General features: G+C 71.6%; 7 protein-coding genes, 1 rRNA gene and 1 pseudogene. 7 read left to right on the top strand and 2 right to left on the bottom strand.

What is annotated here, in order from left to right; genetic code table 11:
* The 3 genes and pseudogenes from rrf to ACFV9W_RS26340 form a co-directional block, all read left to right on the top strand.
* A 5S ribosomal RNA gene (gene rrf, locus ACFV9W_RS26350) occupies positions 1-86 on the top strand; the annotation flags it as partial.
* Positions 87-231: 145 nt separating this feature from the next.
* Positions 232-1,167, top strand: a pseudogene (locus ACFV9W_RS26345) (hypothetical protein); the annotation flags it as partial.
* Positions 1,168-1,260: 93 nt separating this feature from the next.
* A complete protein-coding gene (locus tag ACFV9W_RS26340) occupies positions 1,261-1,971 on the top strand; it encodes a tetratricopeptide repeat protein (RefSeq protein WP_385765120.1) in 711 nt (236 codons plus the stop codon).
* Positions 1,972-2,035: 64 nt separating this feature from the next.
* On the opposite strand, the gene ACFV9W_RS26335 is transcribed toward ACFV9W_RS26340, so the two are convergent.
* Positions 2,036-3,337, bottom strand: coding sequence for a DUF1015 family protein (locus tag ACFV9W_RS26335; protein WP_385765104.1), 1,302 nt, complete (start codon positions 3,335-3,337; stop codon positions 2,036-2,038).
* Between the two features lie 72 nt (positions 3,338-3,409).
* On the opposite strand from ACFV9W_RS26335, the gene ACFV9W_RS26330 reads away from it, so the two are divergent.
* From ACFV9W_RS26330 to ACFV9W_RS26315, 4 genes are all read left to right on the top strand, one after another.
* Entirely contained in the window at positions 3,410-4,477 is a 1,068-nt protein-coding gene (locus ACFV9W_RS26330) for an HAD hydrolase-like protein (protein WP_385765102.1), read from the top strand.
* Positions 4,478-4,801: 324 nt separating this feature from the next.
* Positions 4,802-5,848, top strand: coding sequence for a FecCD family ABC transporter permease (locus tag ACFV9W_RS26325; RefSeq protein ID WP_385765100.1), 1,047 nt, complete (start codon positions 4,802-4,804; stop codon positions 5,846-5,848).
* Positions 5,845-6,921, top strand: coding sequence for a FecCD family ABC transporter permease (locus tag ACFV9W_RS26320; RefSeq protein ID WP_385765098.1), 1,077 nt, complete (start codon positions 5,845-5,847; stop codon positions 6,919-6,921). Before ACFV9W_RS26325 ends, ACFV9W_RS26320 begins: the two co-directional genes overlap by 4 nt.
* Positions 6,918-7,793, top strand: coding sequence for an ABC transporter ATP-binding protein (locus ACFV9W_RS26315; protein ID WP_385765096.1), 876 nt, complete (start codon positions 6,918-6,920; stop codon positions 7,791-7,793). Before ACFV9W_RS26320 ends, ACFV9W_RS26315 begins: the two co-directional genes overlap by 4 nt.
* Here the strand turns inward: ACFV9W_RS26315 and ACFV9W_RS26310 are convergent.
* Entirely contained in the window at positions 7,777-8,124 is a 348-nt protein-coding gene (locus ACFV9W_RS26310) for an SCP2 sterol-binding domain-containing protein (protein ID WP_385765093.1), read from the bottom strand. The two genes, ACFV9W_RS26315 and ACFV9W_RS26310, sit on opposite strands and share 17 nt — an antisense overlap.
* Positions 8,125-8,145: the final 21 nt, after the last annotated feature.

Below are 8,145 nucleotides of genomic sequence, written 5' to 3'. Positions count from 1 at the left end.
GTTACATTCCGAACCCGGAAGCTAAGCCTCACAGCGCCGATGGTACTGCAGGGGGGACCCTGTGGGAGAGTAGGACGCCGCCGAACTATTTTTGAGAGGACCCTTAGTCCCGGCACACATGCTGGGGACCAAGGGTCCTTTTTGTATTTCAAGAGCAAGAGCTCTTCTCGGAGCGCGCCGGCATCCCGGTTGCGCAAGAATGACTGCGGTACCGAAGACAGGAGTCCACCGATGGCCACCAACTCTCCCGACGAGCGACCGGAGCGCGATCAGCGCCGACGGGACAGTGGTGACCGGGGGGACCGGGGCGGGTTCCGCGGCAACACCGGCGGCCCGCGCCGGGACCGTCGGGACGGCGACCGGGAGCGTCCTTCCTTCCGGCGCGATGACCGCCGCGACGACCGTGATCGTGGGCCGCGTCGTGATGACCGGCGTGACGACAATCGTGGTGGCGGTTTCCGGCGTGATGACCGTCGGGACGACAACCGTGGCGGTGGCTTCCGTCGCGATGACCGCCGTGATGACCGGGACCGTGATCGTGGTCCGCGTCGTGATGACCGGCGTGACGACAATCGTGGTGGCGGTTTCCGGCGTGATGACCGTCGGGACGACAACCGCGGTGGTGGCTTCCGCCGTGACGACCGTCGCGATGACCGTTCGTATGGTGACCGTGATCGTGGGCCGCGTCGTGATGACCGGCGTGATGAGAATCGTGGTGGCGGTTTCCGTCGCGATGACCGCCGTGACGACCGTGATCGTGGGCCGCGTCGTGATGACCGGCGCGATGACAACCGTGGTGGCGGTTTCCGGCGTGATGACCGGGATCGTGGTCCGCGCCGTGACGACAACCGTGGCGGTGGCTTCCGCCGTGACGACCGGTCGTACGGTGACCGGGATCGTGGGCCGCGTCGTGACGACCGCCGTGATGATCGCCGTGATGACCGTCGGGACGACAACCGTGGCGGTGGCTTCCGGCGTGATGACCGGGACCGGGACCGGGACCGTGGGCCGCGTCGTGATGACCGGCGCGATGACAACCGTGGTGGCGGTTTCCGGCGGGACGATCGGGGCGGGCGTCCCGGTGGGTTCCGTGGGCGGGACGATCGGCGTGATGATCGTCGGGGCGACCGCCGTGACGATCGGCGTGATGACCGGCGTGGTGGTGGGCCCAGGTTCCGGGACGAGCGGGAGCGGGACCGTGAGCCGATCAAGCGGCTGCCGATTCCGGAGGACGTCTCCGGTGCTGAGCTCGACAAGAGCGTGCAGCAGGAGCTTCAGTCCCTCCCGAGGGGGCTTGCCGAGGATGTCGCCAACAACCTCGTGATGGTGGCCCGGCTCATCGACGAGGACCCGGAGAAGGCGTACGCGTACTCCAGGATCGCGCTGCGTCTCGCGTCGCGCGTCGCCGGAGTGCGGGAGGCCGCCGGGTTCGCCGCGTACGGGAACCAGAAGTACAGCGAGGCGCTCGCCGAGTTCAGGGCCGCGCGGCGGATGACCGGGACCGTGGACCTGTGGCCGCTCATGGCCGACTGCGAGCGTGGGCTCGGGCGGCCCGAGAAGGCCCTCGACATGGCCGGCGCCCCCGAGGTGTCGAAGCTGGACAAGGCCGGGCAGGTCGAGATGCGGCTCGTGGCCGCCGGCGCGCGGCGCGACATGGGGCAGCTGGACGCCGCCATCGTGACGCTGCAGAGCCCCGAGCTCGCCTCGAACTCCACGCAGCCGTGGACCGCGCGGCTGCGCTACGCGTACGCCGACGCGCTGCTGGAGGCCGGGCGCGAGGACGAGGCGCGGGAGTGGTTCGCCAAGGCCGTCGAGGCCGACAAGGACGGCAGCACGGACGCGTCGGACCGGCTCGCCGAGCTGGACGGTGTCGAGTTCGTGGACGCCTTCGACGACAGCGCGGAGGACGGCGCCCCGGCGCCCAAGACCGACAGCGACGGTGACGGTGAGAGCGACGCCGACGAGCGGTAGAGCGTGACATGACGAACGGGCGGGCTCCCTCAGGGGGCCCGCCCGTTCGTCGTTGTCGCCGGGGTCAGTCGTCCGTCAGCGTGCGCAGCACCAGGCCCGTGGCCGGCTTGGGGCCGAACGATGTGGACTTGCGGGGCATCGTCACGCCCTGGCGGGCCAGCTCGCGCACGACCTCCTCGCGGACCGGGTGCATCAGGACGGCCGTGCCGCCGTCGCGGCGCGCCTTGTCGACCGTCGCCTGCGTGTCGTGGATGTACGAGACGTCGGCGGGGGAGTCCTCCGGGATGCCCCAGACGTCGCCGAGGAGCGTGGAGTGCAGCACCGTGGCGTCGAGCGTGCGCCAGGCCTCGGGGCGGTCGGCCGGGATCGTACGGTCCAGGAGAGCCGGGTCGGGGCGGTCCAGGAGGTGGTACGTGTCCTCCGTGCCGGTGAGGAGGAACGCGTTGCCGTGGGAGGCCGCCTGTGCGAGGGCCTCCATCGCGTGCGGGAGCGGGCCCGGCACCTCGCGCACGCGGAAGTGCGGGCGGGCCGCCGCCAGCGCCCGGTCGAGGGGGAGGCGGCCCAGCAGACGGTGGATGGCGCGGACCTGGAGGGGGTAGCGGGCCGTGTCGACCAGGAGGACCAGGCCGTAGTCCCAGGGGGTGCGGTCCGGTGAGGTGTGTTCGGTGCGCAGGCGCAGGTAGGTGGCCCAGCGGTGGTGGCCGTCCGCGATCAGGGCCTGGTGGGCGGCGAGGCCGGCGCGGACCTGGCGCTGGTCGGCGGGGTCCGTGAGGGCCCAGAGGCGGTGGCTGTAGCCGTCCTCGGTGGTCGTGGCGAGGAGCGGGGGGCGCTGGACCGTGCGTTCGATGACGGCGGTGGCGCCGGTCGCGTTGCCGTTGCCCCGGTAGGTGAGCAGGAGCGGTTCGAGGTTCGCGGCAGTTGTGCGCATCAGGCCTGCCCGGTCCTCGACCACATGCGGCATGACGTCCTCGTGGGGCAGGACCACACCTTCTGAGGCCTCGGAGAGGTGGAGGGCGCCGATGATGCCGCGTTGCAGCATGTCGCCGTTTCGCTGCTCGTATACGTAGAAGGCGGGTTCGGCGTCGGGGGCGAGGACGCCCTCGGCGAGCCAGCGGTGCAGGGTGGCGGCCGCCAGGTCGTTGCGGGTCCGGGGTTCCACGGCCTGCGGCAGGATCAGGCGGACGATGTTGTGCGGGTCCGCGTTCTCCAGGTGGTGCAGTCCGTCGGGCCGTACGACCACGTCGTACGGGGGCGAGGTCACGGCGGCGAGGCTGCCGACCTGTTCGGGGACGTAGCGGACGCCCCTGAACGGGATCAGGTCCAGGCCGTTGCTGCCTGTCAGTGCCGTGCGACCTGCAGTGTTCATCCCCGCATCGTACGAGTGTCAGTGGTGTGGTGGATGATCGGGTCAGTGGGATCGAGCGAGGAGCGATGCGGAATGAGCCAGGGCGACAGGGCGAGCGGGGCGGCCGACGGCGGGGTTCGGGTGCGGCCCGGTGGCAGCGCGCGGGCGTTGAGCGAGGCGTACGACACCGCGCTGCTCGACCTCGACGGGGTGGTGTACGCGGGCGGGCAGGCCATCGCGCATGCCGTCGAGTCGCTGGCCGTGGCGCGGGGCGGCGGGATGGGGCTCGCGTACGTCACGAACAACGCGCTGCGCACGCCGGACGCCGTGGCCGAGCATCTGACCGAGCTGGGGATCCCGACCGGGGCCGCCGATGTCATCACGTCGGCGCAGGCCGTCGCGCGGCTGATCAGCGAGCAAGTGCCCAGCGGGGCGCGGGTACTGGTGATCGGCGGCGAAGGACTGCGGGTGGCCCTGCGGGAGCGGGGGCTCGTGCCGGTGGACTCCGCGGACGAGGACCCGGCGGCGGTGGCGCAGGGGTACGGCGGGCCCGACATGGCGTGGGGGCGGTTCGCGGAGGCCTGTTACGGCATCGCGCGCGGGGTGCCGTGGTTCGCGTCCAATACCGACCTGACGATTCCGAGTGCGCGCGGCATCGCGCCGGGGAACGGGGCGGCGGTCGAGGTCGTCCGGATTGCGACGGGTGCGGAGCCGCAGGTTGCGGGGAAGCCGTTGCCGCCGATGCACAAGGAGACGATTCTGCGGACCGGGGCGGAGACTCCGTTGGTGGTGGGGGACCGGCTCGACACGGATATCGAGGGGGCGTTCAACGGGGGAGTGGATTCGCTCCTCGTGCTGACCGGGGTCACGGATGCCGCGCAGTTGCTTGCCGCGCCGCCGGAGCATCGGCCCACGTATGTGGATGTGGATCTGCGGGGGCTGCTCGCCGGGCAGCCGGAGGTCGAGGAGCTTCAGGGTGGGGACGGTGGGTTCCGGTGTGGGGGCTGGACCGCGGTCGCCGGGGATGGGGAGTTGCGGCTTGAGGGGGACGGGGAGGCGGTCGATGGGCTGCGGGCGCTGTGTGGGGCGGCGTGGAGTGTGGCCGGGGAGGGTGTGTGCGAGTTGGATGCGGGGAAGGTGGTTGCGCGGTTGGGGTTGTAGCGCGGCGATGCGTCTGCGGGCCGGCCGGGCCGCGGTTGGGCCGGGCCGGGCGGGGCCGCGCCGGGGCGGGCCTGGCCGCGCCGGGGTTGGGGCCCGAAGTGTGCTCGCCCCGCACCGGGGGCCGCCTTGCCCACCCTGCCGCCCTTGGCGGCAGATTGCCCAAGGCGGCGGCGTGACGTGACCAGCCCGTTGCTCTTGGCGGCAGGTTGCCCAAGGCGGCGGCGGGACGTGACCACCCGGCTGCTCCAGGCGGCAGGCCGCCCAAGGCGGCGGCGGGATGGGACCGTGATGTTGTGGGGTTGCAGGGTAGGCTAACCTAACTTCGTGTTGGTCGACAGTCCTCCCGAAGCCAGCGCGGTGACCGCTCCCGCGCCCCCCGACCGTCGTGCGCTCATCCGCACCGTCGGGCTGCTCGTGTCTGTCCTGGTGCTGGTGGCCGTCCTTGTGGCGAGCATCGCCGTGGGCGCGAAACCGCTCTCCCTTGACCAGGTCTGGCACGGCCTGTTCCAGGACACCGGCAACTACGCGGACGTGGTCGTCGGCGAGCGGATCTCGCGCACCCTGCTCGGTCTGCTGGCGGGAGTCGCCCTCGGCCTCGCCGGCGCCGTGCTCCAGGCGCTGACCCGCAATCCGCTCGCCGACCCCGGCATCCTCGGCATCAACATGGGCGCGTCGGCCGCCGTCGTGTCCGCCATCAGTTTCTTCGGGGTCACCTCGCTCACCGGCTACGTATGGTTCGCCTTCGCGGGCGCCGCCGCCGTGGGCGTCCTCGTCTACGCGCTGGGCGGCACCCGCAACGCGACTCCCGTCCGGCTCGCGCTCGCTGGTACCGCGATCAACGCGGCGCTCTCCGGCTATCTCTACGCGGTGATGATCACCGACGACATGGCCCTCAACCGGATGCGGTTCTGGCAGGTCGGCTCGCTGGCCACGTCCACCATGAACACCGTCCAGCAGGTGTGGCCGTTCATCGCGGTCGGCGCCGTGCTCGCGCTGCTGCTGTCCCGGCCGCTCAACGCCATGGCCATGGGCGACGACACCGCCCGCGCGCTCGGCGCCCACCTCGGCCGCACCCGCGCCCTGAGCATGATCGCCGCGACGCTGCTGTGCGGCGCGGCCACCGCGGCCTGCGGCCCCATCGCCTTCGTCGGCCTGATGGTGCCGCACATGGTGCGCTCGTTCACCGGCCCCGACATGCGCTGGATCATGCCGTACGCGGCGGTCCTCTCGCCCGTGCTGCTGCTCGGCGCGGACGTCATCGGCCGGATAGTGGCCCGCCCGTCCGAGCTCCAGGTCGGCATCGTCACGGCCGTCATCGGCGCGCCGGTCTTCATCGTGCTCGTACGTCGCCGAAGGATGGCCCAGCTGTGACCGCCACGAAGAACGCGGCCGAGACCCGTACCAAGAAGCCGAAGACCAAGGCGATACGCACCCCGGGCGGACTCTCCGTCCGGCTCGACGTCCGCTCGCTCCTCGTCGTCGCCGTGCTCCTCGTGGCGGCGCTCGCCGCGAGCGTCTTTCTCATCGGCACCGGCGACTTCCCGATCCCGGTCGCCGACGTGCTGCGCACCCTCGCGGGCAGCGGCGACGCGGGCCAGGAATTCATCATCAACGACCTGCGCCTCCCGCGGGTCCTCGTCGGCCTGCTGGTCGGCGCCGCGCTCGGCCTGTCCGGCGCGCTCTTCCAGTCCGTGTCCCGCAACCCGCTGGGCAGCCCCGACGTGCTCGGCCTCGGGCAGGGCGCGACGGCCGGTGCGCTCGTCATGATCGTGATCTTCGGCGGCAGCGCGGGGCAGGTCGCGATCGGCGCGCTCGTCGGCGGCCTCGTCACCGGCTTCGCGATCTACGTCCTCGCGTGGAAGCGGGGCGTGCACGGTTACCGGCTCGTCCTCGTCGGCATCGGTGTCTCCGCCTTCGTGACCGCGATCAACGGCTATCTGCTCACGAAGGCCGACTTCGTGGACGCCGCCCGCGCCACCGTGTGGATGACCGGCTCGCTCAACGGTCGCGACTGGACGCAGGTCTGGCCGCTGCTGATCATGTTCGTCGTCCTGGTCCCGGTCGTCGCCGCCTTCTCGCGTCCGCTGCGGATGCTGGAGATGGGCGACGACGCGGCGGGCGGCCTCGGCGTACGCGTCGAGCGCACCCGGCTGCTGCTGCTCACGGCCTCCGTCGTGCTGACGGCCGCCGCGACCGCGGCCGCGGGACCGGTCACCTTCGTGGCACTGACCGCGCCGCAGATCGCCCGACGCCTCACCAAGTCCCCGGGACCGAACCTGGCGGCTTCGACGATCCTGGGGGCGGCCCTGCTGATCGTCGCCGACCTGGTCTCGCAGCGGGCGTTCGGCGCCGACCAGCTGCCCGTCGGCGTGGTCACGGGCGTCGTCGGCGGCATCTACCTCCTGTGGCTGCTGGTCACCGAGCGGAAGGCGGGGCGGATATGACCTCGCGCGACCCGCACACGCCCGGCCCATCTCGTACGAACCAAAGGAGCACCGCAGTGAACAGGCTGATAGCCGACGACGTGACCCTCGGATACGACCAGCGCGTCATCGCCGAGAAGCTGTCGGTGGAGATCCCCGACAACTCCTTCACGGTGATCGTCGGCCCGAACGCCTGCGGCAAGTCCACGCTGCTGCGCGCCCTGTCGCGGATGCTCAAGCCGAGCGCGGGCCGTGTCCTGCTGGACGGCAGCGTCATCCAGTCGATGCCCGCCAAGAAGGTCGCCAAGACGCTCGGCCTGCTGCCGCAGTCGTCGACGGCGCCCGACGGCATCACCGTCGGCGACCTCGTGGCCCGCGGCCGGTACCCGCACCAGGGACTGCTGCGCCAGTGGTCGTCCGACGACGAGCGGATCGTGCAGGAGTCGATGGCCTCGACCGGCGTCGCCGAGCTCGCCGAGCGGTACGTCGACGAGCTCTCCGGCGGCCAGCGCCAGCGCGTGTGGATCGCCATGGCGCTCGCCCAGCAGACGCCGCTGCTGCTGCTCGACGAGCCGACGACGTACCTCGACATCCAGCACCAGATCGACGTCCTCGACCTCTGCGCCGAGCTGCACGAGGAGCAGGGACGCACCCTCGTCGCCGTCCTGCACGACCTGAACCACGCGGCCCGCTACGCCACCCACCTCATCGCCCTGCGCGAGGGCGAGGTGATCGCGGAGGGGGCGCCCAAGGACATCGTCACGGCCGAGCTCGTCGAGCAGCTGTTCGGCATGAAGTGCCAGGTCATCGACGACCCGGAGACGGGGACCCCGCTGGTGGTGCCGGCCGCCCGCAAGGCGCGCCGCAAGGAGGTCGCTACAGCAGCGTCCTGAGCCGCAGGAGGTCGCGGAAGGACGCTTCGAGCCTGACGCGTCCCGCCGCCCACGCCTTCGCGAAGTTCAGCTCGCCGTCGACCATCGCCACCAGGTCGTCCCCGGTCATCGCGAGCCGGATCTGCGCCTTCTCGGCGGGCGGCCCCTGGCGGGTGTCGAGGACCTCGATCCGGCCGTCCTCGAGTCGGCCGGAAAACGTCACGTCCAGATCGGTGATGTGGCAGCTCAGCGAGCGGTCCAGGGCCGCGGCGGAGCGCACGTCCCCGCCGGCCCCCGCCATGTTGTCCGAGAGTTTGTCGAGCGCCGCCCGGCACTCCTCAGTCGTCGCCATCGTGATCGACGGTACACCGGC

Source organism: Streptomyces sp. NPDC059897, assembly GCF_042730865.1.
In the GTDB taxonomy this organism is placed as follows: Bacteria; Actinomycetota; Actinomycetes; order Streptomycetales; family Streptomycetaceae; genus Streptomyces.
Note: the sequence above shows the minus strand (reverse complement) of the source record. Positions and strands in the feature narration are given on the sequence as shown.